Here is a 25,484-nt window from a genome sequence, read left to right on the forward strand (position 1 = left end):
TGAGGTGCCCGTCGAATTTCGCCTTCCAGATGGCCGCTCTCATGCCGCCATGGATGGCTGATCGCCATGCTTGCTGAGCCACTCCTCCAGGAAGCGAATCGGCGAGCAGTAGCCCAGCGTGGAGTGGCGGCGACTCCGGTTGTAGAACGCCTCGATGTACTGGAACAGGTCGGCCTGCGCATCGGCGCGGGTCGGGTACGACGTGCCGTGCACCCGCTCGTTTTTGAGGCTGTTGAAGAAGCTCTCGGTCGGCGCGTTGTCCCAGCAGTTGCCCTTGCGACTCATCGATGCGCTCATGCCGAAGTCGTGCAGCTTGGCCGCCATGGCGGCACTTGCGTATTGACTTCCGCGATCGCTGTGAAACACGATTCCAGCCTCGGGCTTGCGCCGGAACCACGCCATGGTCAGGGCATCGGTGACGATGTCCGCGGTCATGCGCGGTTTGATCGACCAGCCGACGATCTCGCGGTTGAACAGATCCAGGACGATGGCCAGGTACAGCCAGCCCTCGCCGGTCTGGATGTAGGTGATGTCACCGGTCCAGACTCGATTCGGCGCCTCGGGCGCGAAGTTGCGCGCCAGCAGATTCGGCGCGATGGGCAGGGAATGCCTCGAATCCGTCGTCGCCTTGAATCGTCGCTTGTGGCGCGCCCGGATGCCGTGCTCGCGCATGAGTCGTTCCACCCGCCGCAGGCCGATGCGATGGCCGCGCCCCTGCAGCTCGCGGTGCATGCGCCGCGAGCCGTAGGCAGCCTTGAACTCGGCGTGGATGCTGCGCATCAGCGTCAGGGCCTGCGCATCGCTCAGGCGGGTGCGATCGGGCTTGCCGCCGCGGCGCCAGGCGCGGTAGCCGCTGATGCTCACGCCGAGCACCTCGCACAGCTCAGGCAGGGGATGGTCGCGGCGCTGCGCGTCGATCCACGCGTACTTCACAGCGCATCCTTGGCGAAGTACGCAGTCGCTTTTTTTAAGATGTCCACGTGCATCCGCAGCCGGGCGTTCTCCGCCCTCAGCCGCGACAGCTCCATCTGTTCCGGCGTCACCGGCTTCGCGCCGGCGCCCGCCAGATGGCCGGCCTGGGCAGCCTTCACCCAGTTGCGCAGCGTCTGCTCCACCAGCCCCAGTTCGCGAGCTGCCGCACCCACGCCAACCGCCTGGGCATGCTTGACGGCCTGCTCCTTGAACTCGGCCGTGTACTGCTGTTTCGGGATCGTCTTCACTTCGTCTCGTCCTTCAGGTCTCGATGCTACACATCGGCTCCTGGAAGACGAAAAACGGCAGGCAGCTCATTTTCTTGTTCATGATTGTTCCTATTTTTTGACTGCTTTGAACATGCCGACTGCTCGGCATGTTCACGGTATGAGGTGACCTGCGGAGTCTAAGCACCCGAGAGGATGTTTCTTACCGCGACATCTTTGGACCCCTTCGCGCTCGGCGGAAGCATCTTTCGCAACGCTGTCGCCGCCACTTGGGCGCGAATTCCACGGTTTTTCAATGCTTCCGGGGCCCTCGAGAGCGGATTTTGTACGGTCGAAATGATTTCATCCAATGGCCGCACTGATTGCCTCGACCTATCGCGCCGCTCACCGGTGTAGTGCTGACTTAGCTCAAGGGTCTCTTCGATGACGTGGCAATCGACGAGTTGCTGAATGAACCAGCTCAACTCTTCGATTTTTGGCGCCGACTCCAAAAGCTCCATCTCAACCTCGACGTCTGGGTACGGGAAGTCCCGACGCTCGTGCCACCCGAGAACCCAATTTGCAAATGCGACCCTCACGAGAAAGGAGTCGGATTCACACTCCGCACGAAATTTATAGGACACGCCCTTCGGGCGGGTTGAAGGGGCGACCTCGGTGTTCAGGTCGTGGTGATTGCTATCTTTGTTCATGTTTTTATCCGTAGTTGATGGCGAACACTGTGTTCGCGCATGGTGTTCAAGACAGTTCGTGCTTGTCATGCGCAGCACTGAACTGCCCGTCAAGTTTCTGGCGCTTTCCGCGCCGCTTCCTGGGGTCTTTCAGGCGCCCCGTGCCTATCCAACAATGCTGTGACTCTCTGGAGCCACCCTGGCAGCATGTGCCGCCGCTCGCTCGTTCCGGGCGAACACGTATCAAGTCAGCGGCTGGGCCGGGCGTTTCTACTCCGGGAGGCCAGTCGATGCTTGAGCCCAAGCTGTTAAGGAACTTGCGAGTCGCCACGTGGCGGCTCGCGGGCGGTGGGGGTTCCGCACTGCGCTTAAAACGAATAGAAAGTGTACGCGTAGAAAACATACGCGTCCAGTTTGTGTACGTGTGGCACAATGCGGCCATGGACAACACGCAACACACACCCCCAGGCGCGGCCTCGGGCCCCTTGGACCCCGCTGGTCACTGGGGACAAGGACGCCGTCTCGAGTTCATCGACTTCCGACTGCGGTGGGAAGGCCGCCTGAACCGGTCGGACTTGATGTCGTTCTTCAGCATCTCCACGCCCAAGGCATCGATGGATATCGGGCGCTATCTCGAGCTCGCTCCGCGCAACGCTGTGTACGACCGTAGTTCGCGCACCTACGTCGCCACCGAGGAGTTCCAGCCCCTCTTCCCTGCAAACAACCCGGAGCGCTACCTTGCCGAGTTGTTGTCCCGCGCTGCCGGGACTACCCCGAAAGAGCTCAGCTTCGTGGGCTGGTCACCGGACATCGGCGTGATGCCACGGCCGAGTCGCATCGCACGTCCCGACGTGCTGCTGCAGATGCTGGAAGCCATACGCGGCCGCAAGGCGCTCAGGGTGCTCTACCAGTCCATGTGGACTCCACACCCTGAGGAGCGAGTCCTTGCCCCTCACGCCCTTGCCCATGATGGGATGCGCTGGCACGTGCGAGCCTATTGCTCGCTACGGAAGAAATTCTTGGACTTCCAGATGGGGCGCTTCCTGGAAGTGAGTCCGAGCGATGTTCCCGGCAGCGATGGGAGCCAGGACGAAGCTTGGCACCGACTTGTCCCCCTTGTTCTGGCGCCGCACCCCGCCCTGAGTCCCGAGCAGCAGCATGCGATTGCGTTGGACTACGGCATGGTCGACGGCAGCACCACACTGCAGTGCCGCCAATCGATGCTCTTCTACACGCTGCGCACGCTGCGGCTGCTCAAGGAGGGCGTCGAGCCCCCGCAAGACCAACAAATCACGCTACGTAATCGAGCCGACATCGCCGACTTCTTACCCAACGACGCTGCGAAGGGGTGAGGCTGCTCAGGAATTATTGAGTGGCCGAAGCACTGCAGCCTGACGTGCCGCCTGACGAGCTGCCGAGCGTCCCTGGGCGGGGTGTGGATGGCCGGACAAGTCGTCATGAGAGGGACATCACCCCTTTCGCGAGACCATTGCCATCTACGGCAGCTTAATCCTGGGGAGCGCAGGCACTCTCGGCCTAGACCCGCTCGATGAGGCGTTCAACCGCTGCTGTCGATGGGAGCTGGCCCTCGACCAGCTTATGCTCGCGCTAACGACTGCTCGCAAACCGGTGCCGCTGCCTGGCGGAACTTCTAGACCAGGAGAGGTTCCCAACATCTGCGCTGCGGTGATGCGTCTCAGGCGTGGCTAACGCAAGACGGCGGGGCATCCGCTTGCCGGACGTTCGTGTACATGCATGTACATTTTTTGAGCCCACTTCGCACATCGCACACGTTTATTTTCAACAACTTACGAGCATGTATATCCTATTATGACGGACTCATAATCCGTTGGTTGCGGGTTCGAGCCCCGCAGGGCCCACCAGCATTCCCGGGACTCCGAGCGCTCTCACAGCCTGCGACGGCCGCGAAAACGTGACGCAAACGTGACGTGAAGCCTCACGCCGTGTCACGCGCCCGGACCGACTCGATCCGGGCCGCAGCCGCCAGCAGGTTCTCGGTTGCGAACTTGGCATAGCGGTCCACCATCACCCGCGACTTCCAGCCGCCCAGGTCCTTCAGCTCGTCGCAGGACGTTCCCGCCTGCCGGTGCCAAGAGGCCCAGGTGTGCCGCAAATCGTGGAACCGGAAGTCCTCGATCCCCGCCTTCCTCAGTGCCGTGTGCCACCCGGTGTTGGTCATCTCCCAACCAATGGGCTGGCCCCGGTACACGAAGCAAAAGCGCGGATGCTTGCCTTGCTGCTCCGTTAGTACTGCCACTGCATCGACATTCAACGGAACTCCCCTCGGACTGCCGTTCTTGGTCCGGTTGAGCCAGGCCACTTGCCGCGCCAGGTCCACCCTTGACCATTCCAGCCCGGTGATCTCGGACGCACGGCACCCCGTTGCAAGGGCAAACCGCACCAGGGCCGCCAGGTGAGGGGCGCAGGCCGCGATCAGTCGATCGGCCTCTGCCCGGGTCAACCAGCGGTCCCGCTCCACCTCGCCAGGAAGCATGCGGATCTTGGGGATCACGTCGATCCACTGCCAGTCGTCGCGTGCCATGCGCAGCACGGAGCGCAACCAGGCCAGGCGTCGATTGATCGTCGCGGGCTTCAGCCCTTGCTTGCGGCCTGCCTCGATGATCTTCCAGATCACGTCGCCGTTGATCTGATCGAGCATCAAAGCGCCGAGGAAAGGGTCGAGCGCGCGCAAGATCTGCTGAGTCGTGGTGAAGCTTCGCAGGTTCCTTTTCAGTTCGAGATACCGAACGGCAGCTTCCTGCCAGGATCGCTGGGGCTTGATGCCGAAGTGATGCCCTCGGTAGGCGTCGAGCTTGAGCTTGGCAAGCAGCGCCTCGGCATCCTCTCGGCTTTCAGTCCCAGCGCTTTGGCGTACTCGCTGGCCGTTGGGGAGCGTCGCATTGATCCACCAGAATCGGGAATCCTTCCTCCGGTAGACACCTTCTGTACGGGCCATGTTGAATCCTCCTTTCTGGCCCGCCTTCGCTCGCCCTTATGTTCGTCGAGCCAGGCATCGAGGTCAACGCGATCCCACACGCGCCGACGGCCCAGGCACACGCACGGCACCCGGAGCTGATCGAACAGCGTGACGCCGATCCCGAGATAGGCGGCGGCCTGGTCCTTCGACAGACACCGGGCCGCAGGCAAAGGCAGGCCAGGGTCTTCCATCACTGCCCCCTGGAGGCCCGTTCGTACGGGTTCAGGGACTCGCCGTCCTTGAGCTTGATCGCGCCGGTATCCACGCCGAGCGGAACCGCCGAGGCCGGAGGCTTCGGCACCAGCGGCGGATTGAGCGCGACGTTGTAGCGCCGGTTGTTGGCCTGGACCATCTCGGCGAAGCCGTCATCCAGCGACAAGCCGCTGAGCGCGTACCGATTGGAGAGCGCCTGGCTGGCTTGCAGCATCAGTTCAGCAGCGGCGGCATCGAGCGATGGCAGCCCCGCCACGCTGGCCATGGACGCGAGCAGCGACAACGTGCGCTGGCCCAGCCAGGCCCGACTCGGTGCACGAGTCGCCTCATAGGACCGCAGCAGCGGCCCGCCAGGGCTTTCCCAGTCCACCGAGGACAGCAACCCCCACAGCGGATGAATCGGCCAACGCGAGCGCGTCTGGTCCGTCTCGGAGGGGATCGCCAGCTTGAGCCATTCGGTCGTGGCGTAGCTCCACAGCCCACTGCGCGCAGCCAGGATGGCATGCAGGCCACGCAGAGCAACTCCCCCCTCGTCCTCCCCGATCTGCATCTGCCGCAGGCAGTCCCGGTGGAACTCGAATTCGAGTCTCCACACCGGCAAGTGCTCCTGCCACCCGACTTGTCGCCACAGATCGAGCAGGTAGGTCTTGCCGCTTTGCTCGCACTCGATGCCCTTGTTGTACAGACGCGCCATGAGCGCTCCGCCGTCGCCGATGCTCCATCCGGTGAATTTCCCCTTTCTGGCGTACTGGCTGACGGCACCGGCCCGCGTCACCCAGGCTTCCCGGCCCCAGGATTCCATGTCCACGCTGCACGCGAAGTCCACGAAGAGATCAACGCGGCTGACGGTGGCCGAGCGAATGTCGCCAAGGGCCCCGAGCACCAGGCGTAGCTCCTCCTCGATGGCCTCCGGCGTGCGATGGCTGAGCAGGCGGCTCGACACCTGCACGTAGGCCATGGGAAGGCTCTTCGACTGACTCCCGCTGATCTGGAGGCGGAAGGCGTCGTCGGACAGGACGTAGGGAAACAGACCGGCTCCCTTGTCGCGTACCTCGAAGACGTGCACCCCGAGTTGGATCTGCGCACGGCTTGCAAGGTCCTCGGACCCTTGAGCCAACGCCTTCAGCTCCCGCAGCTTGGCTTCTGCCTCGGGGCTGAGTTCTCCGGGGTAGGAGAGGTAGAGGCTGTCGATCCCCCAACGAAGGGCCTGGAACTGGAAATTGCAGTTATCAGGTGCTGTGTTACTAGGCGGCGCACCCGTTCCGCCCCGCCCGGCGGCAGCGCCTGAGGCGCTGTCACCGCCCGGGGCGGCCGATGGGTCGAGGTCTTGCCCGGGCCCCCGCATCTGCGGTTGCCGTTCCGGGCCATTGTGAGGTTGATGCATGGTCTTGCTCCATCCGCGCCAGGCATGCAAAAGCTTCCTGGAACGGATACGCATTCCATACATCGCTAGTCGATCCGGCGACCATCTCAGATCGGAAATTCAGATGGTTCCCAGCTTCCGCGACTGCTGGTACTGCGCACGCAGGTTCTTGCGCGCTGTGGGCGTGTTCGGGTAGACCTTCAGGTCATGCACCAGAAGCTGCTCGAGCTGATTGTCGGTGAGCTTGTCGAAGCCCAGCTCCCGCAGGACGACCAGGGAGTAGCGAAGATCTGCCATGCCCTCCCAATGCTTGCGTATGGGGCCTTTGAGCGCATTGCGCAGTCGGGTGAAGAACCGCTTGTCGCCTCGCAGCTCAGCGCGAGCGATGTGCTGGGCGATGCTGGGGCAACTCATCGCGGCGCGGTCAACTCGTATGACCTTGAACAGAGAGTCCAGATTGCCAGTCTCCCTAACATCCTTCACCAAGGCAGATAGGCTGCGTTGGTACAACTGGATGCTCAGAACCGTCCTCTGCAGGGAGAACACCAAAGCGACCACGTGTCCCTTCTCCACCCCGGGCGGCAGTTCATCCGGCCCATCGTCATCCTCATCCATAGCGTCAAGGACGCGCTGCTGGGGGTCCGGGGCTGCCGCCGCGGCTGTCAGCCACTCGGTACGGCCAAAGCCGGTGAAGACAACAGCCAAGTGCTCGACAAATGACAGCTCGTAGATCCCGCCCCAGCTGAAATCCTCGCCCATCAAGGCGTCGAACTTCGCTTCAGACATGTTGTGCAACATGCTCGCCATCTCGTCGCGCTGCCCCTTCACTTCTGGAAGTCTCGCGATTAAGTTCTGGAACTGCGTCTTTGACAGACTGCCGAATTCTTTGCTCACCAGGACATCCCCTTTTCCCGCCGCTGACGTCATCCATCATCATGAGCAAACTCCGCCACTACATAGATGAAGCAGTCCTGGACTTTGCTCTTCGCCATGTCACAGATTACTACGATACCGACTTTTATCCTCGCATCGAAGAGTTTATTGCAATATCCTATTCATGGAGGGATGTGCGGGAGGCGATTTTAGACTCAACTCTGGATCAAATTCAGTCTCCTGCGCCCGTCATCATCGCTTGGCCAAAACCGACAAGTGGATTCCGAATCGTCCACCGACTGGAGCCGATTGATTCAATAATTTACACTGCCCTAGCAAAAGCGGTTGCACCCAAGGTTGAGGCGGCGCGTGCACCTCGGGACGTCGCTTGTTCATATCGAATCATCGAAGATCATTCTAGCTTCTTTTCTCATGGCTCTGGGTTTCAAGTTTATCGTCAGCGGTGTGAACAACTTGGCGCTTCCAACAAGTACGTGCTATCAATAGATATCGCGGACTTCTACAACAAGATATATCTGCATCGCGCACAAAACGCCATTCAATTGGCACTGAATAGCGATGGCGGAACGGGCGCAATTTCCAAAGAGATCGAAAATCTCTTGCTCGCAATGAACACAAAAGCTTCCCAAGGCGTGCCAGTTGGACCGGCGGCCAGCATTGTGATTTCCGAAGCCGTATTAATAGACGCAGATCAATTCATCCATACGCGAGGCTTCGAGCACGTACGATATGTTGATGATTTTCGAGTTTTCGGCGAATCGAAGGAGCAACTGCAGGCGCTACTGCAAGATTTCTGCGTCTATATGCATGAGACGCAGCGTCTATCGTTGGCGCCGATAAAAACAAAAGTTAGCGAATCGACAGATTTTTTGCGACGAGAGCTGAACAATCAATACCAGCTTGAAAAGCTTAACATATTGGAAGCCATCGAGGTCGTTAATCCCTATGACATGGAGGTAGCTACCAATGAAGCTGAGGCAGCGCCAGATTCAGGCGAGATCCTGGTTGACGCGATAACCCGCATCTCGCGATTTGACACCATAGACCTCGGTGTCATTCGCGCTATCGTGCGCAGAGCGCGTGCAAACTCCATATCAGCCATAGCACCGCCCCTGCTAGATAACTTGGAATTTTTTGCACCCGCTGTTAACGACATAGCGCTCTACCTGGACGCCGTCACAGACGCAAATTTTATAGCCATCCATTTGCCGCGCCTCATTGCAATCGCGCAAAGCCACGTAATGTATCTCCAATCCGTCCGAATGTGGTTTGAGTGGTACTTTTCTCGACACGAGACCCTGCTTCAGGCGCGCGCTATTCGCCAGTTCGTGTACGCAAGCAAATCGCTCCGCCCCCAGGCAGTGGCCTCGATTACATTACGCAATCAATCGTGGGTAAAAGCGCACAAGAGCGAAGTGCTGCGATCCTCGTCCTGGGACAGGAGATCGATAATATTAGCCGCTCAAATACTATCGAGCGACGAACGCTCTAAATGGCTGCAGACGCTAACGCGAGCGCCGCAACTAGATCGCTTGGACAAGTGGCTGATCAAGTGGGTCCTTGATGGCTCACCGGTTTCTGTGCCACCCAAAGCGGCGGATCCGTGGGACGACGACGATATTCCATATTAATCGTCAATGACACCCCTTGCACTCATTAGAAGCTTACACGCCCCCCGGCTAATATCTTACGTGACGCCCCAATTTTCCAATGAAACAGGCCATCCGCAAATACCTCCACTGAAGCAGCCTCCGACGCGGTCACAGCTTCTTTAGGCGCGGAATGTGAAGGGTTAGCTTCGAGAATTGCGTGGATTTCCCAAATGCGCAAGATCTCGTTCAAAAGAGCCATTTTAAATTCGGGAAAACCTTCCTGGCGACATCGCAGTCATGCGGCGAAACGATTTACCAGACAAGATCAGTTGCCAAACCTCCACCCCCCCTGTTCGACGCTCCGCCAGGAGCATGAGCCTAGTCAGATGAGATGACGGATCGCAGCGAAAATTTGAGCGGAATGTAATGACCCGCCCCGTCGAAAACCCAATCGGTGCTCTCTATCCGCGTAATTCGGTAAACGGCCAGCTTCACTTGCATGCATAGCGAAGCATGACCGGAGATTATTATGTTTACGGACGACCATTTCTTGCTCTTAAGAAATGAAGCTAACGCTTTTAATCGACTAATTAGAAGACTTTCGAGTGATTCGGCAGACGAAAGGTCCAGCGACCCTTCCGAGAAGATAAAAGTTTCGCCCACGAATAAATGCGCCGGAAAGAAATGGAGACCTTTATTGACCAGAATTGTGCAACTCTCAGGCCGATCTTCTGGGGCAACCAGTTCGTTTAGTGCCCTGTCAATTTCGGCTCGGCTGTGCTGCTCTAGCAGGTGCGCCAGTTCTCTCGTGAGATCATTTGTGATTTTCATGTTCGCTGAAGAAGCATTAAAATGTCTTTTTCAAAATGATCAAACCAAGGCGTGCCGTTCGAAACAAAAAACCCGGGAACTGCTCGCCTGCCGAGGCCGTTGGTGCCAATAACTATCCAGATTCTACCATCGAATTTCACGAACGAATATCGAAGAATTGTATCGACCTCCAAGATCTCAATGAGCCGCCTACTTGGATCTGCATGGTTAGCATCTATATGCGCAACCAACTCGCGAATTTTTCTTAACCCACCTTCGACGTCTGCACTACTATAGTCTTTGATGAGGAATTTTGCAGCGTCCCCGCCTGATTTCACGGCGACAATAGTTGTTCTTTTCTTGTTTTCCGTACGAGAGCGCAATAGGTCAATGCAATTATCGATTAACTTACTCGAATAGTTTACGCCGATTGTTATTTGACTAGATGTAGCAAAGAACTCATTAAACACCACGGACTTCGAGTCAATATAAAAATCAGCAATTCCAGATTGCGCGACGCGAGAATTCCCAACTATTTCCTCGCGGATCTCCGAAAAAAAGGAGGCTCGGACGTACCGATCAAAAAACCATTGCAGGACACCAATAACTAGAAATAAAGCCCCAACGCTAGCAATTGTCTGCCCGAAGTTGATATCCCAGTACGTGAAATTTACGGCATTCCCGATAATTATCAATACCAAGCCAAGCAAGGCCAGCAGTAACACGACCACTTGCGATTTGGTCCGAACGAGCGGTGATTGATCAGGAGTGCGTGACATGTTTATTAATCTTTTGTGCCTCTGCATACGCAGGCCGGCGTCTCGACAACTACGAACGACTCCATCAGGAACGATAGCCGTCCGAGGGCACGGACCTGGAAGTCAGTGGAGGATCGGCGTGACACTCTTGGCGAGCCTTGACGAAGATCGGTGAGCGAAGGCGAGTCTAAGGTATTGAAAGAACTTAGTAAAATTCCGCTCATAATCCGTTGGTTGCGGGTTCGAGCCCCGCAGGGCCCACCACGACCCGATCGGACTGCCCCTCGCTCAGCAGCGCCGAGCGCTCAGGCAGCCCTTCGCAGGGGCTTGATGTCCGGAAGCCGCACCTTGCGGGCTTGCCACAGGTCGTGGTTCGCCTGCATGTTGACCCACATATCGGGCGAGGTACCCAGCCAGACGGCAAGCCGCCGCGCCATCACGGCGGAAATGCCGGCTTGCCCGTTCAGCACCTTGGACAAGGTCACGCGCGCCACGTGCAGCTCTCGCGCGGCCTGGGTCACCGTCATGCCCTCGGGCAACCATTCGCGCAACACCTGGCCGGGGTGCGCCGGGTCGTGCATGCTCATGTTCTTCCCCTGGTGGTAGTCCTGGTAGTCGACAAGTTCGGCGTCCGCGACTTCGAAGCGGAACGTCAAGCGCCAATTGCCGTTCACCCACACCGACCAATGCCCGGCCGGTCGGCCGGGCAGCGGGTGCAGTCGCCACGCCGGCGCACCCATGTCCTGCGCGCTCCTGGCAGCATCCAGGGCGGTCAGCAGCAGCCGTAACCTGGCCGCGTGGTGCGGCTGGATGCCAGCCTTGCCGCCCGTGCGGTAGAAGGCTTCCAGGCCCGCACGGCGGAAGGTGCGGATCACGGGCCGATTGCAAGGTGTCGCGTATCAGCTATCAATCGTGCGGGATGGCGAAGCGATGGCGTAGTCGGCACCCCGACCTACGCAAGGGTTCCGAGCTTGCCGTGAGGGGAACGACGGACTTCAACGGGCAACAGCGCGCGAAGACGGGCCCGAGAGGACGCCGGGATCATGCGGCGGAAAGTTCCGCCCCCCCCCGGCTGCCGGGCTGCTCGCACTCGTGCACGTACACCGGTTCCACGACGGAGTTCATGCCGCGCAGGACGCGCAGCCTCAGCACGTTCGCCTCGGCCAGCACTGTTCCCTTGGTCAGCAGCACCAGCCCCTCCACGTTCATCAGGTCGCGCGACAGGCAGCGGCCCACTTGCAGCTCCGACAGCGCCACCGGCAGTTCCCCCTGGGGGAGCTTGCGCTCCTCCTCGTGCGGGGACGATACCTCGACGATGCTCAGGAACATGTCCACCACGCGGGGGTCGAACTGGTGCCCGCGATGCTGGCGCAGATGCTCCAGGACCTCCAGTTCGCTGAACTGCGCCGGGGCATCGGCCGGCTTGTTGAGCATTTCATCGTAGGTGTCGCAGACCGCGAGGATGCGCGCGCCGATCGGAATGTCCTCGCCGGCCAGGCGTCTGGGGAATCCGTTGCCGTCCCAATGCTCGTGATGCGCGGCCACCGCGACCGCCGAGGCCTCGTACCAGGGGAGCACCCGCAAATGCGAGGCTCCGATGTCCGGGTGGGAAAGGATCAGGCTGCGATCGGTCTCCGTCAACTCGCTCCAGGGAGTGAACAGCACGGCGCGTTGCACGCCCAGCATGCCGATATCGTGGAACAGCGCGGCGTGGCGCAGTGCCTGGTGGGCCGGGTAGGACACCTTGAAGCGCACGGCCAGCAGATCCACAAGGCGGGCCACACGCCGCCCGTGCCCGCCGAGATGCGGGTTGAAGGTATCGATCAGGCCGCACAACATGGCTTCCACACCGGCCCGGTTGGCCGTGACCTGGGCCTGCAGGTGTTCGCGGGCATCCGCCATGGAGCGCACGTCGCGCGCCAGCCGGTTGGCCATTCCGATGACGCCTCCGCTGGGAGGCTGGCCTGGATGGATGGGCATGGGAACTCCGGAAGTCGATCAGGCCGAAGCCTTGGCAGCGCGTGGGTCCGCGGTCTCGGAGCGCGCCTGACGGGCCAGCCAGTCCAGCCAGCCGCCGCCGCGCGATTCGTCCGCATCGCCCGGATCGCCCGTCGACGCCAGGCGGGCATACCAGTCGGCGAGCCCGCTGCGTGCCGGTTCCCGCTCGCTCAGGAAGCGTCGGACCGAATGGTCGTCCCGAAGCATCCGCGCCGGCGACAGCGGGGGTTTGCGCAGGTTCGCGCAGCGTGCGAGCAGGCCCAGGTAGGTGGTGATCTCCCTGGGCCGCGCGCAGGGCCTGTAGTCGCGCACCCACCCGGGAAACATCGACGCGGGCATCGGCCGCGCGATGCCGTAGCCCTGCGCGTAGCGCGCACCGCACTCCAGCGCGGCCTCGATCACGCCGAGGTCCTCGACGCCCTCGACCACCAGGGCGCGCCCCAGTTCGGCGGCCAGGCGCACGATGGAACGCATCAGACCCAGGGTCTGCAGCGGGTCCTTGCGCATGTTCAGGCAGATGCCCTGGTCGACCTTGATCACGTCGAAGGGCAACTGCGCCAGGCGCTGCAGGCTGCTGTAGCCGGCGCCGAGATCGTCCATGGCCAGGCGCACGCCCAGGGCCTTGAGCCGGTGCAGCGCCGAACTCTGATCCTTGAAGTCGATCTCCTGGGTCTCCAGCAGTTCCAGGGTCAGCCGCCGCGGCTCGATGCCATGACGCGCCAGCGTGGATTCGACCCAGCCGGGGCACTGGCGATCCAGCAGCGAGGAAGGCGGCAGGTTGATGGCCGCCTCGACCCGCAGGCCGCGCTCGTCCCATTCCCGCAGTTGGCGGCACACCTGCTCCAGGCCGCCGCGAAACAGGCCGTCGAGCTCGGCCTCGCCCATCACGGGCAGGAACATGCCCGGCGGGACCATGCGGCCGTCGGCCAGTCGCAGGCGTGCCAGGGCCTCGACCTTCATGCACTCGCCGGTGTACAGGTCGACCACCGGCTGCAGGTGCATCTGCAGCCCGCCGTCGAACAGGCGCTCGCGGTAGGTCTGGGCCTCGCTGCGCGACACCAGCAACGCCGCCGAGGGCGCGCGCGCACCCCGCCAGGCATGGCTGGCGCGGGATTGCAGGCCGCGGATGAACTCGCGCATCCAGGGGGATTCGAACTGCGCCGGGTGGCGCCCCAGCAGCACGATCACCATGGCGCAGCGGCCCGGGGTCGGGACCACCGGAATGGCCGCCGCGCTGCGCGCGCCTACCGCGCGTGCCACGGCGTGCCAGCGCTGCAGCCGGCCGTCGCGCTGCATGTCGGAGGTCGTCTGCACGCGGTGCGTCTGCCAGGCCGGCAGCACCAGTCCCTGGCCTTCGGCCTTGTCGCGCCGCAGCGGCAAGGCCAGGTTTCCGGCGCGGGAAAGGGAGATCAAGGCATCCGCGGCCGCGCCGGCCGAGGCCTCGACCTCGAACATCTCCTGCGCGTTGGGGCGCAGCACCGAGCAGGCGACCAGGCCCGGCAGCGTGCCCACGGGCTCGATGAGCGCCTGCAGTACGTCGCGCCACGGCGCGCCCGGTTCGGGGGCGCGGCCCAGGGTGAGGGTACCGAAGTAGGTGCCCAGGGTGCGGCAGGCCGCGCGCAGCTGGGCCTGCAGGTCGTCCTGCAGGCGTTCTTCCAGCAGGCGCAGCAGGCGGTAGCGGGTGCGCGAGGTCAGGCGCGCCGCGAGAGCGCATTCCATGGCCATGCGCCGCAGCAGGGCCATCGGCGGAATCAACTCCGCCGCCTCGATCCCGACCAGGGCCTGCAGCTGCCCCAGCGGCTCGGCGCGTTGCTGCACGGCCGGCGGCGTCAGCCCCTGCGAGACCAGGAATTGGAGATGCTCCGCGTACCTGCGCGCCAGCCGCGCAAGCTCGTCGTCTCGCAGACAGCGCAGCAGCGCCGCGCAGGCGCCGTCGCCCGCGGAGTCGTCGGCCACGGACTGCTGAAGTTGCTCCACGAAGCGTGAGACCGCCTCGAGCAGGATCCCGCCATGCGCGCGCAGCAGGGTGTCGGCGTCGGCGCCGTAGGAGGGGTACTCCCGCGGCTCGACGTCGTCAGCGTCCTCGTCGCGCACGCTGAGCTGCCACCAGCTGGGGCGGTCGAGCTTGCGGGCCTTGAGCTGGTACAGCGCGGCGTCGGCCTGGCGCAGCAGCGCGTCCGCGTCCGCGCCGTCCTGCGGAAAGGCGGCCAGCCCGAGAGTCATGCCGACCCGCACCGGATGCTCGGCGTCCAGCTCGAAGGGCGTCTCGACCGCCCGGTGCAGGCGCGCGAGAATCGATTCGAGCTGTGCGTGCAGCTCGTGCTCGTCCAGGTCCTCCAGCACCACGACGAACTCGTCGCCGCCCAGCCGCGCCAGCATGTCGGCATCGCGCATCAGCCCGGCCAGGCGCCGCGCGATGCCGCGCAGCAGTTCGTCGCCGGCCTCGTGGCCCAGGGTATCGTTGACAGCCTTGAAATCGTCCAGGTCGATCAAGCCGACCGCCACCACCTTGCCGGAGCGGCGCGCGCGCGCCAGCGCCCTGGGCAGGTGCTCCTCCAGCGCGCGGCGGTTGGGAAGCTGGCTGAGCGCGTCGTGCAGCGCCTCGTGACGAAGCTCGCGCTGCAGGCGCACCCGCTCGGTCACGTCGACGAAGGTCCAGACCATCGTGCCGGGCGCGCCCTTGCGCACCATGCCGGCGGAGGCATCGCACAGCAGCTCGCTGCCGTCGCGGCGGCGCAGGCGCACGTCCATCGCGCGCACCTGGCCGTGCCTTGCCAGTTCCTCGTGCAGCCCGGTCACGCGCGCGTACTCGGCATCGTCCGGGTAGAGCATGCGCGCGGGCCGGCCCTCCAGCTCCTGGGGATGGTCGTAGCCGAGCATCGCGGCGAAGCTCCGGTTCAGGCTCACGATGCGCCGCTCGCACTTGATCAGGATGCCGGCCAGGGTGTGGTCCAGCAGCGTGCCCTGCAACTCGAGCAATTCCAGCTCGCGCTGCTGCGCGTCGATCCAGTCCAGCCCCTGCGACAGGTTCAGCGCCAGCTCGACCAGGATCTCCCGCGCCTCCGCGTCCAGCGCGTCGGGCTGGCCCAGGTGCGCGCTCAGCGTGGCCCACACCTTGCCCCCACGGCGCACCGGCACGGTGGCGGTCGACCTCACGCCAAAGCTGAGCGCGCGCTCGCGCCAGGGCGCGAGTTCGGGGGCCGCGTCCACGCTGGCGGCGAAATAGGGTTGCCCCGTTCTCCACACCTGCGAGACCGGGCCCTTGCCCAGCGCGTGCGCGGCGTCCACCCGCAGGTCCAGCCCGTCCAGGTAGGCCGCATCCCCCGCGCTGGCGACGAATTCGAAGCGCCCGCCGGCGCCGGGGCGGGACATGAACGCCAGGCGGATGTCGCCATGTTGCACGGCCGTATCGCAGACGGCCTGCAGCATCGGCAGCTCTTCCTTGGCCGTGGCGATGATCTGGCTGGCCCGCGCATGCATGGCGTTGAAGGCCGCGCGGCGTTCCAGCTTGGCACGGGCCGCCAGCAGCTGCTGCATGGCCCGGCGCGCTTCCAACGCCGCCACCGCCTGGCGCCCCAGGCGCAGCAAGGCATCGCGCTGGGCCTCGTCGAGCCGGTGCGGCTGGTAGGCGACGACGGCCAGCGCGCCCACGTTCAGCCCGTTCGACAGTCTCAGCGGCACGCCGGCATAGAAGCGCGCGATGCGCCCGCCGGGTAGCGCGATGGCGTCGGGGTGCACGCCGGCCTCGAGCGTGTCCTCGATGTGCAGCAGGGCATCCTGGGCGACCACGCGGGCGCACAGCGAGCCGGTGCGGGGAACCTGGCGCAACGGCAATCCATGCGAACTCTTGAACCACAAGCGGTCGCTGTCGACCAGCGAGATCACCGCCGCCGGGGTGCCGCACCAGCGCGCGGCCAGCGCGGTCAGGTCGTCGAATACCGCCTCGCTGGGGGTATCCAGGACGCCGAGATGGCGCAAGGCGGCCAGGCGCAGCGCCTCCGTTTCCCCGCCGGGGGTCTGCACGGGCAACTGCAAGGCCGCGGCTAGGGTCGACGAGTTCATGGCGGTAGGCACGGAGGCAGTGCCGGGCAAAGCCTGGCTTATGCGGAAATTGTCCGCCAGCTCCCGCCGCCTTGACAGTGAAATATGTCACGGAACATGCATCTTCGGCGCAGGGCCTGCGGCCCGCAAACCGAGCAGGCAGCGTGCACCCCGGTGCGCGGCGCCCCGGGACCTGCGCGGGGAATGCGTGGGAACTCGCTCAGGCGGCTCGTCCACCCAGTTCGGCCAGCCAACGCTCCAGCGCAGGCAGCACCCGCTGCGCCGGCTGGAAGCCGTGGGTGATCAGCATGTAGTCGCGCGCGCCGCCGGTGCCGGCGATCAGCGTGGGAAAGCCGCGTACGCCTGATTGCGCCGCCAGCGCGAAGTCCGCCCGGGTCTCGTGGATCAGCGTGATTTCGTCGAGTCCGGCTCGGAACTCCCGTGGCTCGAAACCCAGCTCGCCGGCCAGCGCGGCGAGCTGGTCGCGGTCGGTGATGTCGCGTCCCTCGGCATAGAAGGCACGCTGCAGGCGACGCAGCCCGGCCAGGGCCTCGGCGGGACCGCGGCGGCGCATCAGCACCACGGCGCGGCTGGCCGGTTCGGTGTCGTAGACGAAGCCCTCGCGCTCGAAAAAGCTCCAGTCGAAGGGCTGGCCGCTGGCCTCGTGCACGTGGCGCCAGTGCCCCAGGGTCTCGGCCCGGGCCTCCTGGTCCATCGGCTCGGTGGTGCCCGGGCGCAGGCCGCCGAGCACCAGGCGGATGGGCAACTGCTTGCCGAAGCGTTCGCCGATGGCCTCGATCACCGGGGAAAAGCCCCAGCACCAGGAACACATCGGGTCGGCGAAGTACACCAGATGGGGTCCGTCGGGTCGATCCATGTCGCGCGCCTCCCCGCCGGCCCGCGACAGCGGATCCGGGCGGAATTGAATTGAAACGAACGTTCTATTAAAGTACCCAAACTTCCTTCGCGCAACAAGCGGGACATCCATGCCCAGAGGCCGAAGCCTTTCCGACGACATCGTGCTCGAGCGCGCCATGCAGGTGTTCTGGCGCCACGGCTATGCCGGCACCACGCTGCGCGAGCTCACGCAGGCCACCGGGCTGGGCAGCGCCGCGCTGTACCACCGCTACGCCGACAAGCAGACGCTGTTCGTGCGCGTGCTGGGCCGCTACGCGGACCGGGGCCTGGCACCGCGCATCGCGCGCCTGGCGGCGCAGCCGTCGCCACTGCAGTCGCTGCGGAGCTTTTTCGAGGAACTGGTCGCTGCCTCACTGGCCGACCCCGAGCGCCGCGGCTGCCTGCTGGTCAACACCGCGCTGGACGGAGCCGACATGGGCGAGGCGGCGCGCGAGACGGTGCGTGCGCGCCTGGGCGAGGTGGAGTCCTTTTTCGCCTCGCGCCTGGCCTGCGCGGTGGCGGCCGGCGCGCTGCCGCCCGACACCGACGTGGCCGCGCGGGCGGCGGCGCTGCTGGGCAGCGTGTTCGCCATCCGCGTGGCGGCCCGGCTGTACGGCGACGCGCAGCGCCTGCGCACGCTGGCCGCGCATGCCCTTGCTTTCGCCGAAGCCGTCCCGCCGGTCACGCGCGCCGTGCACCGCGGCGCGCCCGGCCCGCGCGCACCGCGCAGGCGAGCGGCACGCACCCCCTCCACCTGAGACTTTCCGATGACCCACACCCCTTCGCTGCGACTTTTCGACCTGGCCGGTGCCGACGAGCAACGGCGCTTCAGCCCCTACTGCTGGCGTACGCGCATGGCGCTGGCCCACAAGGGGCTGCCGGTGCACACCATCGCCTGGCGCTTCACCGACAAGGAGGCCATCGCCGCCAGCGGCCAGGGCAAGGTACCGGTGCTGGTGGACGGCGAGCGCTGGATCCACGACAGCTGGGCCATCGCCGAGTACCTGGAGGACACCTACACCGACACGCCGTCGCTGTTCGGCCCGGGTGCCGGGCGCGCGCTCGCCCGCTTCCTGAACCAGTGGGCCGCCGAGACCCTGCAGCCGGCCATCGCCCGCGTGGTGGTGCCGGACATTCCGGCGATCCTGCACGAGAAGGACCAGGCCTATTTCCGCAGCACCCGCGAGGCGGCCTTCGGCCAGAGCTTCGAGGCGCTGGCCTCCCAGCGCCCGCAGGCGCTGGACAACGTGCGCCGGCTGCTGGCGCCGCTGCGAAGCACCCTGGGCGCCCAGGCCTACGTGGCGGGCGCGCAGCCCAGCTACGCCGACTACGCGGTGTTCGGCGCCTTCCAGTGGGCGCGCACGGTCAGCCCGGTGGCGCTGCTGGAGCCGGGCGACCCCGTCGCCGCCTGGATGGAGCGCATGCTCGACGCCCACGGCGGGCTGGCGCGCGGCGTCGCCCCGGTGCGCGCCACCGAGGAGGCCCGATCATGAGCGCGCTCACGGGAATCCGCGCCTGTGTGTTCGACGCCTACGGCACCATTTTCGACTTCGCCTCGGCGGCGGCGCGCTGCCCCGAACTGCCCGAGGACAAGCGCGCGGCGCTGACGGCCACCTGGCGCGACAAACAGCTGCAATACACCTGGCTGCGCTCGCTGCAGGGGCGTTACGCGGACTTCTGGCAAGTCACCGGCGATGCGCTGGATTTCGCGCTGGACAGCCTGGGGCTGCTCGAGCCGGGGCTGCGCGCCCGGCTGATGGACCTGTACCTGCACCTGACGGCCTTTCCCGAGGTGCCCGCCACCTTGCGCGCCTTGCGCGACGCCGGCCTGGTCACGGCGATCCTGTCCAACGGCACCCCGACCATGCTGGAGGCCGCCGTGCGCTCGGCCGGCCTGAACGATCTGTTCGACGCGGTGCTGTCGGCGCACGCCGTGCAGGTGTTCAAGACCGATTCACGGGTGTATTCCTACGGGTTGCGCCAGCTCGGTCTGGGCGGCGATCAGGTCTGCTTCCTGTCGTCGAACGCCTGGGACGCCTTCGCGGCGAAGGCCTTCGGCATGCGCGTGGTCTGGTGCAATCGCTACGGCCAACGCCCGGAGCGCCTGCCGGGCCGGCCCGACCACGAGATCCGCAGCCTCGACCAGTTGCCGGCGCTGCTGCAGCCCGCCGGCTGATCCCCGGGGGGCGCGACCGGCGCGCCCCGGGGCCGCCATGGCGAGCCCGCGCACGGGCCGCGTCGGCGCGGATCGGCTTGACCTGGGGCAAGGACGGCCCCGTGCGACGCACTATGGTTCCTAGGTGCACGCAACGGGCCCGAAGGGCCGAAAGGATTCCCGATGAAACGCCGCCTCACCCTGCTCGCCACCCTGGCCTTGCTGGCCTGCGCGCCCCTGGCGGCGCGCGCGGCGGCGCCCTTCCAGAAGGGCAGCGGCTACGAGGTGCTCAACGTCCCGCAGCCGGTGGGCCACCCGGGCAAGGTCGTGGTCACGGAGTTCTTCTGGTACAACTGCCCGCACTGCAACGCGCTGGAGCCGGAGTTCGACGCCTGGGTGCGCAGGCAGCCGCCCTACGTGGTGGTGGAGCGCGTGCCGGTGGCCTTCACCGAGCAGTTCGTGCCGCAGCAAAAGCTCTACTACACGCTGCTGGCGCTGGGCAAGGCCGACAGCCTGCAGGGGCCGATCTTCCAGGCCATCCACCAGCAGCACATCGCGCTGAACACCCCCGAGCAGATGGCCACCTGGCTGGCCGCGCACGGCGTGCCGCGGCAGAGCTTCCTGTCCACCTTCAACTCCTTCGGCGTGGCCATGCAGGCCCGGCGGGCTTCGCAGTTGACCAAGGACTACGGCATCGACGGCGTGCCGACCGTGGCCGTGCAGGGCCGCTACGAGGTCTCGGCGGATCTTCCGCAGACCCCCGACGACGCGCGCATCCTGCAGGCCGTGGACTACCTGGTCGCGCAGGTGCACGGGGCCCGATAGCCGGGCTTCACGCGCGTGGCCGGCTGCACGGCGCGGCCGGGCGATCAGAGCCCGCGGATCGGCCCGGGGTAGCTCGCGACCACGGGATCGGCCGTCAGCAGCACGACCCCCTCGACCAGGGCTTGGGCGACGAGCATTCGGTCGAAGGGATCCTTGTGCAGTGCCGGCAGCCCGTCTACGGCCATCGCATGCGCGCTGGTGATCGGCAGCTCGTTGTAGCCGGCGTCCAGCAGCCCCCGCCAGATGAGGCGGGGATCGGCCCGAAAATCGGCGCGCCCGAGTCCGCGCTTGATCGCGATCTCCCAGAGGCTGGCCGGACTGAAGCACAACTCGTTCGACGCGTCCTCGATCAGTTCCAGCGCGGCTGCCGGCAAACGCTCGGGCTGGCCCGCAGCCCAAAGCAGCAGATGGGTGTCGAGCAGGAGTTTCATCGCCCCCCCCCGAACAAGGCTTCGATCTGCTCCTGGCCCATTCGATCGAAGTCGTCCGGCACGGCGATCTCCCCGACCAGGAATCCCACCCGGCGTCGGGCCAGCGCCGACGGCGGCTCCACTGCGACCACCTTGACCAAGGGCTTTCCGGCCTTGGCGATGATGAAGGACTCTCCCCTGGCAGCGCGCTCGACCAGCCGGGAAAGGTGCGTTTTCGCCTCGTGCATGTTGACGATTTCCATCGACGGTCTCCGAACGGCCAAATCAGACTAAGTTCACTTAGTCTAGTCCACAAGCCGTTTCCCCGCTGGTATGCCGGCTCGGCTCGGCGCTTCCGTTCCGCAACGTTAAGAATCGTTCGCATTTACATTCCGAATGCGAACATGTAGCATTTGCAGAAACGGAGGCGCCCTGCTTTCGTGCGACCGGAGTCGTTCGATGAAGTTGTCGGGAATCCTGCGCAAGACCGGCTGGATGCTGGCCGTGGCCTCGCTGCCCTGCGCGGCGCTCGCCGCCGGTGCCGCGCCGACCCTGCGCATCCACGGCCAGGCCTTCCAGCCCGCCAGCATCACCATCCCCGCGGGCCAGCGGGTGAAGATCGTGGTGGACAACCAGGACGCGCTGCCCGCCGAATTCGAGAGCAACGACTTCAGCGTGGAGCAGGTGATTCCCGGCGGCACGGCATTGCCCGTGTACATCCCGCCGCTGAAGCCCGGACGCTACAAGTTCTTCAACGATTTCCATCCCTCGAGCACCGGCACGCTGGTCGTGCAGGGCCGCTGAAAGCCCCGGAGTCCGCCATGCTGGCCACCGCCATCATCATGTTCCGCGAGGTCCTCGAGGCCGCGCTGATCGTCTCCATCGTGCTGGCCGCCGCCAAGGGCGTGGCCGGGCGCGGGCGCTGGGTGAGCCTGGGCGTGCTGCTGGGCGTGGCCGGGGCCTGCGTGGTCGCCGCCTTCGCCGGCGCCATCGCCACCGCGGTGCAGGGGCGCGGTCAGCAATTGCTCAACGCGGCGGTGCTGCTGCTGGCCGTGGCCATGCTGGGCTGGCACAACGTGTGGATGAGCCGCCACGGCAAGGAACTGGCGCAGACCATGCGCGCCGTGGGGCACGACGTGGCCGTGGGCGACAAGCCCCTGTCGGTCCTGATGGTCGTGGTGATGATGGCGGTGCTGCGCGAAGGCTCCGAGGCGGTGCTGTTCGGCTATGGCATCTACGCCAGCGGAGCCGGCGCCGGCTCCATGCTGGCGGGCGCGCTGGCCGGGCTGGCCGGGGGCGTGGCCGCGGGCACGCTGCTGTACAAGGGTCTGCTGCGCATTCCCACGCGGCATCTGTTCACCGTCACCGGCTGGATGATCCTGCTGCTGGCCGCCGGCATGGCCACCGACGCCGCCGGCATGCTGACCCAGGCGGGCTTGCTGCCGGCCATCCGCGAAGGGGTGTGGAACAGCTCCTGGCTGCTGAGCCAGCAGTCCATGGCCGGACGCCTGCTGCACATCCTGGTGGGCTACACGCAAAGCCCCTCGGCGCTGCAACTGATCTTCTACGTGGTCACGCTGCTGGGCATCGGCAGCCTGATGTGGCTGGTCAACCGCCCGCGCCCGAGCCCGGCCGGGAGCCTGTCGTGAGCGGCGGCGGCGCCGGCCCGCGCCCCTTCCCCATCCCCGTGCGCACCGAGGCGGCGCGCGACTGGCGCCGTCGCAGCCCCTGGGTGGCCCGGGTGGAGGCCTTCGCCTCGCGCAACCGCGACCGCCTGGCCTGGGTGCACGTGGGCATGTTCTTCGGTTTCATGGCGCTGATGGTGGTGCCGCTGTTCCTGCCCCAGCCCGGTGACCACGCGAGCTTCCTGAACAACTTCACCCTGCTGGCCAACTTTGTCATCTGGGGCCTGTGGTTCCCGCTGGTCTTCGTGTCGGTGATCTTCACCGGGCGCAGCTGGTGCGGCATCCTGTGCCCGCTGGGCGCCAGTTCGGAATGGGCCAACCGCATCGGCCTGAAGCGGCCGGTGCCGCGCTGGGTGCGCTGGGAGGGCACGCCGGTGCTCAGTTTCGTGGTCATCACCGTGCTGGCGCAGACGGTGGACGCGCGCGGCTTCCCCCAGGGCATCGCGGTGGTCTTCGGCCTGGCCTTCGCCTGCGCCGTGGTGCTGGGCTTCGTCTACGGCCAGGGGCGCAACAAGCGACCCTGGTGCCGTCACATGTGCCCGATCGGCCTCATGCTGGGGGTGTTCTCGCGCATCGGCGCGGTGCAGTTCACGCCCAAGCAGCCGCGCCCCGGCGGCGACGCCTACGCCGACAAGGGCGTGTGCCCGACCATGATCGACATCAAGCGCAAGCAGGAGTCGCGCCACTGCATCGAATGCTTCCGCTGCGTCAACCCCGGCGGCCGCGGCGGCCTGGCGCTGCTGCTGCGCCGCCCGGGAAGCGAGGTGGCCGACATCCGCCACCACAACCCCAACCCGGCCGAGGTCTGGTTCCTGTTCCTGGCCACCGGCCTGGCGCTGGGAGGTTTCCTCTGGCTGATCCTGCCGCAGTACGGCCATCTGCGCCAGGCGCTGGGCGTGTGGGCCATCGACCGCGGCTGGGACTGGATCGGCACGCCGGGGCCGTGGTGGCTGATGTCGGTGCATCGCCAGGGACGCGAGGTCTACACCTGGCTGGACTTTTTCACCATCTCGGGGTTCATGGTGGGCTGCGCGCTGGCGCTGGCCGCGGTGCTGAGCCTGCTCACCGCGGCCTCGAGCTGGCTGGCGGGCCGCCTGGGCGGCGACCTGGACCTGCGCCGGCGCTTCGTGGAACAGGCCTACGCCTACATGCCGGTGGCCATGGTCTCGCTGGTCGTCGGACTGGGCGGCGAGCTGTTCGACGCGCTGGCCGCGGCCGGCCTGCCGGCACGCGCGGTGGCCCTGCTCAAGCTGGCGCTGTTCGCGCTGGGCATGCTGTGGAGCGTGGCGCTGGGCCTGCGCCTGCTCGGCGCGCAAAAGCTGCGCGGAGCGCGGCGCCTCGCGGCACTCACGCCCCTGCTGGCCGGCGTGGCCCTTCTCGGCTTGGCCTGGTGGCCGGCGATTTTCGGGCTGTGAAGGCGGCCCGCCCCCCGGCCTCGGCCGGATTTCCAGGATGGAAAGGAAACTTGCAGATGCGCATGCAGCACCTTGCGATCGCGGCCGCGCTGGCCGTGGCGGCCTCGGCCGCGGTACCGGCCTCGGCGGCTGAACACTCGATGGGCAACCCGGTGGTGATGGACGGAATGATCCTGCACCCCGTGTACCTGCAGCCGGTGGACATGGCCCCGATGCTTCCGGGCATGGACGCGGCCAAGGCCGACGCCCACCTGGAGATCGACATCCACGCCGACAAGAACAACCCGCAGGGCTTCCCTCCGGGCGCCTGGATTCCCTACCTGACGGTGAGCTACCAGATCCAGAAGCTGGGCAGCAACTGGTCGAGCTTCGGCACGCTGATGGAGATGGTGGCCAACGACGGCCCCCACTACGGCGCCAACGTCAAGTTCGACGGCCCCGGCAAGTACCGGGCCAGCTTCCGTTTCGAGCCTCCGCCCTATGCGGGCTTCTTCCGCCACATGGACAAGGAGACCGGGGTTCCCGAATGGTGGGCCCCCTTCGTGAAGAGCTGGGACTTCACCTACGTCGGCGGCGTCGGCCACAAGGGCGGGTACTGAGCGCAGCGCGGCACCCCGGCGCGCGCCGCGCGCCGGGAGCCGGTCAACGGCCCCAGGGGCCGTATTCCTCCAGTTCCTTGCGCTGCTTGGCCGTGAGCACGGCCTGGAACTGCTGCTGGCTTTCCAGGCGGTTGCGCAGCATCTGCAGACGCAACTCGGACAGCGCCTTGGCGCGCTTCATCACCGCGTCCACGTCGAGCTTCGCGCCGGGCGCCGTCCAGGCGCCCTGCATCATGGTCTCGTGCATCGCCTGCATCAGCGGCCATTGCTTGTCGAACAGCGCCTTCTGGATCTCGCCGATCTTCTTGACCTGGGCCTGGCTGAGATCCAGGCCGTCGCCCCAGGCGCCGAATCCGTAGCCCATCATGCCGGGACCCATGCCCCAGGCGCCGGGGCCAGCGCGGCCCATCATGCCGGGGCCCCAGCCATGCCCGAAGCCCCCGCCCATCATGCCTGCGCCGTAGCCGTAGCCCATCATGCCGGGACCGTAGCCTTGCCCATAGCCTTGCCCATAGCCTTGCCCATAGCCTTGCCCATAGCCGTGCCCATAGCCGGGCCCGTAGCCGCGGCCCGGCCCTGGGCCATAGCCGCCGCCCCCGCCTGGACCGTAGCCGCGGTGGTAGGCGCCGCCATAGCCGGGACCGTAACCTCCCATCATGCCGGGCCCGTAGCCGCCAGCCGGGCCGTAGCCGGGCGCCGATGCGGCCGCCGCGGGCGTGCTGCCCGCCGCCGCGGCGTGCGCGCCGGCCGTCGCGGCGGCGAGCAACAGGGGTGCCGCAGCCAGCAGCCAGGCACCGCGCTTGATTCGCTTGTTCATGATCTTCTCCTGGAACACATCCAGGGACGACCTTAGGCCCGCCCGGCGCGCGTGGCGTTGATCTGCCACAAGCAGACTGCGCCGCGACAAAGCCCGGCGCAGGACGCTAAGCTTTCAGGCGGTGCGCGGCCGCTCGCGCCGTGCCGC

The 25,484-nt window shown here is 65.5% G+C and carries 24 protein-coding genes; 10 read left to right on the top strand and 14 right to left on the bottom strand.

Annotation, left to right across the window (positions count from 1 at the left end):
• Positions 1 to 39: 39 nt before the first annotated feature.
• Positions 40 to 1,220, bottom strand: a protein-coding gene (locus tag D466_RS0110915; RefSeq protein ID WP_156004198.1) for an IS3-like element ISThsp4 family transposase whose coding sequence is annotated in 2 segments (ribosomal slippage) — positions 40 to 974 and positions 974 to 1,220 — 1,182 coding nt in all. Because the reading frame shifts where the segments join, the coding sequence is not laid out codon by codon here.
• A gap of 158 nt (positions 1,221 to 1,378) precedes the next feature.
• The gene (locus D466_RS23925; RefSeq protein ID WP_156004200.1) at positions 1,379 to 1,888 is read right to left on the bottom strand and encodes a hypothetical protein; all 510 of its coding nucleotides are present in this window, start codon (positions 1,886 to 1,888) and stop codon (positions 1,379 to 1,381) included.
• A 419-nt stretch (positions 1,889 to 2,307) separates the two neighbouring features.
• Here D466_RS23925 and D466_RS0110925 point away from each other — a divergent pair, with 419 nt between their 5' ends.
• The gene (locus tag D466_RS0110925) at positions 2,308 to 3,219 is read left to right on the top strand and encodes a WYL domain-containing protein (protein ID WP_038166031.1); all 912 of its coding nucleotides are present in this window, start codon (positions 2,308 to 2,310) and stop codon (positions 3,217 to 3,219) included.
• A 605-nt stretch (positions 3,220 to 3,824) separates the two neighbouring features.
• Here D466_RS0110925 and D466_RS0110935 read toward each other — a convergent pair.
• From D466_RS0110935 to D466_RS0110945, 3 genes are all read right to left on the bottom strand, one after another.
• Positions 3,825 to 4,844, bottom strand: coding sequence for a site-specific integrase (locus D466_RS0110935; protein ID WP_018913757.1), 1,020 nt, complete (start codon positions 4,842 to 4,844; stop codon positions 3,825 to 3,827).
• A gap of 211 nt (positions 4,845 to 5,055) precedes the next feature.
• Positions 5,056 to 6,462 (bottom strand): replication initiation factor, encoded by a 1,407-nt coding sequence (locus D466_RS21465; RefSeq protein ID WP_156004202.1) that lies wholly within the window; start codon positions 6,460 to 6,462, stop codon positions 5,056 to 5,058.
• 99 nt (positions 6,463 to 6,561) lie between these two features.
• Positions 6,562 to 7,335 (bottom strand): hypothetical protein, encoded by a 774-nt coding sequence (locus tag D466_RS0110945; protein ID WP_156004204.1) that lies wholly within the window; start codon positions 7,333 to 7,335, stop codon positions 6,562 to 6,564.
• Between the two features lie 41 nt (positions 7,336 to 7,376).
• Here D466_RS0110945 and D466_RS23330 point away from each other — a divergent pair, with 41 nt between their 5' ends.
• Positions 7,377 to 8,966: an RNA-directed DNA polymerase gene (locus D466_RS23330; RefSeq protein WP_081629921.1), complete on the top strand. Its 1,590-nt coding sequence runs from the start codon at positions 7,377 to 7,379 to the stop codon at positions 8,964 to 8,966.
• Positions 8,967 to 9,305: 339 nt separating this feature from the next.
• Here the strand turns inward: D466_RS23330 and D466_RS24450 are convergent, their stop codons facing one another.
• The 6 genes from D466_RS24450 to D466_RS0110970 all read right to left on the bottom strand — a co-directional run bounded on the left by D466_RS24450 (position 9,306) and on the right by D466_RS0110970 (position 17,411).
• Positions 9,306 to 9,758 carry a hypothetical protein gene (locus D466_RS24450; RefSeq protein WP_196803465.1) on the bottom strand — a complete coding sequence of 151 codons (453 nt, stop codon included), beginning with the start codon at positions 9,756 to 9,758 and terminating at the stop codon, positions 9,306 to 9,308.
• The gene (locus D466_RS23930; RefSeq protein WP_156004206.1) at positions 9,755 to 10,516 is read right to left on the bottom strand and encodes a hypothetical protein; all 762 of its coding nucleotides are present in this window, start codon (positions 10,514 to 10,516) and stop codon (positions 9,755 to 9,757) included. Before D466_RS23930 ends, D466_RS24450 begins: the two co-directional genes overlap by 4 nt.
• A gap of 284 nt (positions 10,517 to 10,800) precedes the next feature.
• Positions 10,801 to 11,370 (bottom strand): HigA family addiction module antitoxin, encoded by a 570-nt coding sequence (locus D466_RS25140; protein ID WP_018913760.1) that lies wholly within the window; start codon positions 11,368 to 11,370, stop codon positions 10,801 to 10,803.
• A gap of 166 nt (positions 11,371 to 11,536) precedes the next feature.
• Complete coding sequence (locus D466_RS22830) at positions 11,537 to 12,475, bottom strand: HD-GYP domain-containing protein (RefSeq protein WP_231385703.1); 939 nt, start codon at positions 12,473 to 12,475, stop codon at positions 11,537 to 11,539.
• Between the two features lie 18 nt (positions 12,476 to 12,493).
• On the bottom strand, positions 12,494 to 16,555 hold the full coding sequence (locus D466_RS21480; RefSeq protein WP_081629922.1) for an EAL domain-containing protein: 4,062 nt from the start codon (positions 16,553 to 16,555) through the stop codon (positions 12,494 to 12,496).
• Between the two features lie 199 nt (positions 16,556 to 16,754).
• Positions 16,755 to 17,411: a DsbA family protein gene (locus tag D466_RS0110970; protein ID WP_018913763.1), complete on the bottom strand. Its 657-nt coding sequence runs from the start codon at positions 17,409 to 17,411 to the stop codon at positions 16,755 to 16,757.
• 109 nt (positions 17,412 to 17,520) lie between these two features.
• Here D466_RS0110970 and D466_RS21485 point away from each other — a divergent pair, with 109 nt between their 5' ends.
• From D466_RS21485 to D466_RS0110990, 4 genes are all read left to right on the top strand, one after another.
• Positions 17,521 to 18,189, top strand: coding sequence for a TetR/AcrR family transcriptional regulator (locus D466_RS21485; protein ID WP_156004208.1), 669 nt, complete (start codon positions 17,521 to 17,523; stop codon positions 18,187 to 18,189).
• A gap of 9 nt (positions 18,190 to 18,198) precedes the next feature.
• A complete protein-coding gene (locus D466_RS0110980) occupies positions 18,199 to 18,924 on the top strand; it encodes a glutathione S-transferase family protein (protein ID WP_018913765.1) in 726 nt (241 codons plus the stop codon).
• Positions 18,921 to 19,607, top strand: a complete 687-nt coding sequence (locus tag D466_RS0110985; RefSeq protein WP_018913766.1) for a haloacid dehalogenase type II — start codon at positions 18,921 to 18,923, stop codon at positions 19,605 to 19,607. The genes D466_RS0110980 and D466_RS0110985 overlap by 4 nt, the downstream gene beginning before the upstream one ends.
• 162 nt (positions 19,608 to 19,769) lie before the next feature.
• The gene (locus tag D466_RS0110990) at positions 19,770 to 20,411 is read left to right on the top strand and encodes a thiol:disulfide interchange protein DsbA/DsbL (protein ID WP_018913767.1); all 642 of its coding nucleotides are present in this window, start codon (positions 19,770 to 19,772) and stop codon (positions 20,409 to 20,411) included.
• Positions 20,412 to 20,455: 44 nt separating this feature from the next.
• Here D466_RS0110990 and D466_RS0110995 read toward each other — a convergent pair whose 3' ends face one another.
• Together D466_RS0110995 and D466_RS0111000 are read right to left on the bottom strand one after the other, a co-directional pair.
• Complete coding sequence (locus tag D466_RS0110995; RefSeq protein ID WP_018913768.1) at positions 20,456 to 20,842, bottom strand: type II toxin-antitoxin system VapC family toxin; 387 nt, start codon at positions 20,840 to 20,842, stop codon at positions 20,456 to 20,458.
• Positions 20,839 to 21,084 (bottom strand): type II toxin-antitoxin system Phd/YefM family antitoxin, encoded by a 246-nt coding sequence (locus D466_RS0111000; RefSeq protein WP_018913769.1) that lies wholly within the window; start codon positions 21,082 to 21,084, stop codon positions 20,839 to 20,841. Before D466_RS0111000 ends, D466_RS0110995 begins: the two co-directional genes overlap by 4 nt.
• A 196-nt stretch (positions 21,085 to 21,280) precedes the next feature.
• Here D466_RS0111000 and D466_RS0111005 point away from each other — a divergent pair, with 196 nt between their 5' ends.
• From D466_RS0111005 to D466_RS0111020, 4 genes are read left to right on the top strand one after another with little or no spacing between them, the layout of a single operon-like run.
• Positions 21,281 to 21,625: a cupredoxin domain-containing protein gene (locus D466_RS0111005; RefSeq protein WP_018913770.1), complete on the top strand. Its 345-nt coding sequence runs from the start codon at positions 21,281 to 21,283 to the stop codon at positions 21,623 to 21,625.
• A 17-nt stretch (positions 21,626 to 21,642) separates the two neighbouring features.
• Positions 21,643 to 22,470, top strand: a complete 828-nt coding sequence (locus D466_RS0111010) for an FTR1 family protein (protein WP_018913771.1) — start codon at positions 21,643 to 21,645, stop codon at positions 22,468 to 22,470.
• The gene (locus tag D466_RS25040) at positions 22,467 to 23,921 is read left to right on the top strand and encodes a 4Fe-4S binding protein (protein WP_018913772.1); all 1,455 of its coding nucleotides are present in this window, start codon (positions 22,467 to 22,469) and stop codon (positions 23,919 to 23,921) included. Before D466_RS0111010 ends, D466_RS25040 begins: the two co-directional genes overlap by 4 nt.
• 56 nt (positions 23,922 to 23,977) lie before the next feature.
• The gene (locus D466_RS0111020) at positions 23,978 to 24,520 is read left to right on the top strand and encodes an iron transporter (RefSeq protein ID WP_018913773.1); all 543 of its coding nucleotides are present in this window, start codon (positions 23,978 to 23,980) and stop codon (positions 24,518 to 24,520) included.
• A 43-nt stretch (positions 24,521 to 24,563) separates the two neighbouring features.
• On the opposite strand, the gene D466_RS22835 is transcribed toward D466_RS0111020, so the two are convergent.
• Complete coding sequence (locus tag D466_RS22835; protein ID WP_051083742.1) at positions 24,564 to 25,337, bottom strand: Spy/CpxP family protein refolding chaperone; 774 nt, start codon at positions 25,335 to 25,337, stop codon at positions 24,564 to 24,566.
• Positions 25,338 to 25,484: the final 147 nt, after the last annotated feature.

Source organism: Thiomonas sp. FB-6 (assembly GCF_000377645.1).
Taxonomy (GTDB): domain Bacteria; phylum Pseudomonadota; class Gammaproteobacteria; order Burkholderiales; family Burkholderiaceae_C; genus Thiomonas_A.